This window comes from Thermobacillus xylanilyticus (assembly GCF_907165215.1).
GTDB lineage: Bacteria > Bacillota > Bacilli > Paenibacillales > Paenibacillaceae > Thermobacillus > Thermobacillus xylanilyticus.
Genome location: NZ_CAJRAY010000107.1, coordinates 1 through 1577 on the forward strand (window position 1 = coordinate 1; position 1577 = coordinate 1577).

Below are 1577 nucleotides of genomic sequence, written 5' to 3' on the forward strand. Positions count from 1 at the left end.
GTCTGAGTCAAGCCAGTGTGGGCACTTTTTTTGGGGATGATGGATCACGCGAAAAAGAGCCAATCCCTTGTTAGCGGTTTCATTTTTTCTTCCTTCGGCAACCGCTTTAAATATCTGGTATCAGTATCCTTTGAGACCTTTTAATGCCAGTCCGGTCGGGCGGCTTTGCCATTGGCTTCGGAGCAGCCGGATCATCCCGTCAACGCATCCCTTTGCCGGTCGTATGGCGTCTTTCAAGATTTTCCGTACACTGAACACCCGCTCTGGTGTCTCGACTTTGTGCTCGTCGGCTTCTTCTAGCCATCCGGCCTGTTTGCTTCGCATGACGGTCGTAAGCATCGCCCTTGCGCCCCGTTCACTCCAGCTGTATCCTCCACGCTTCGTCCGCTTCGTCAACACCCGCATCTGGGCTTCTGCGCTTCCCATCGGCCTCATTCCGGTCGTGTCAATGCCGTTTGCTTCCAGTGTCTTTCGGTAATCCTCCAGATGCTTGCGGTGCCGCCGCAAGAACGACTTGTACGCGCTCCATGCTTCCCGTTTGTCAGGCGCAATCTCCTCGATCGCTACACGCTCCACGGCCGCCATCAAGGCCGCCGGATCCTGCCTGGCCAACGCCTGTCTGGCGTCTTTCCATATCTTCGGCAGGTGTCCCACAAACCGCTTCAGATCGCGTGCCACATGAAACCGATCCAGCATGTAGATGCACTTGTGAAAATACGATTCGCATTCCCCGATCCAACTGGCTCCGTCTCCGCCCACCACCAGCCAGGTGTCCTCGTCGATCGCGTACTGTTCGGTCAGAAAGTCGCCAAACCCTTCCCAAAAGTCGCCCTCGCTCCGATGCAGGTAATGCTGCTTGTTCGTAAGCCGCACACGCTTGCCGACCTGCTCCCATCCCTCATGCACCACGGCGATCGCATGCTCCATCCCTTGCCGCTTCCGCCGCTGCAGTTTCGTGTACAGGCCATCCACTTCCACGAACAGCACCCTGGCCTTGCGCTTTTCCACAGCCTTCACCGGCTTCTCCGCTTGCTCAATCAGCTTCTCCCGTATGGCCTCGTGGCTGAGTACCGGATAGCCCAACAGTTGCTCAAGCCGTCTGGCGCTGTCCCGGTACGACGGCCCCTCTGCCGCAAAGGCAATGGCCGTTTCCAGCAGATGCGGACTGACTTTCCCTCGCCCTTCAAATCGCAAGTGCTGGTCGAGCAGGTACACGTATTTGCCGGTTTGGCGATCCATGTACAACCTTCGCTTGAAGCGGATGTTGCCAAACACGGTGTTCATGCTGGTCTCCCGTTCAGCCTTGACGCGATACCGCTCGCGATCCCGTTGCTCCAGAATGATTTCATCCAACTTCTCCAGCGCGGTTCTCATCGCGGCGGTGAACAGATCCTGCATCTTTCTGAACATCCACTCTTCAAGCTCTTTCATTGTCGGAATGGTTGTGGTAAAGTGCTGCACAGGAGCCTCCTCCTTTGAGTGTGTGTTTTTTGCCAAATTCTACTCTACCAAAGGAGAGGCTCTCTTTCTATGCCCGCTTTTTCCAATCTTTACCCCAACACAAATTTTACTCTAAC

The 1577-nt window shown here is 55.5% G+C and carries 1 protein-coding gene; it reads right to left on the reverse strand.

Translation table 11 applies throughout. The features are described 5' to 3' along the window. Positions 1–120 precede the first annotated feature (120 nt). The gene (locus KJQ12_RS19415; RefSeq protein WP_213487132.1) at positions 121–1461 is read right to left on the reverse strand and encodes an ISLre2 family transposase; all 1341 of its coding nucleotides are present in this window, start codon (positions 1459–1461) and stop codon (positions 121–123) included. Positions 1462–1577 lie beyond the last annotated feature (116 nt).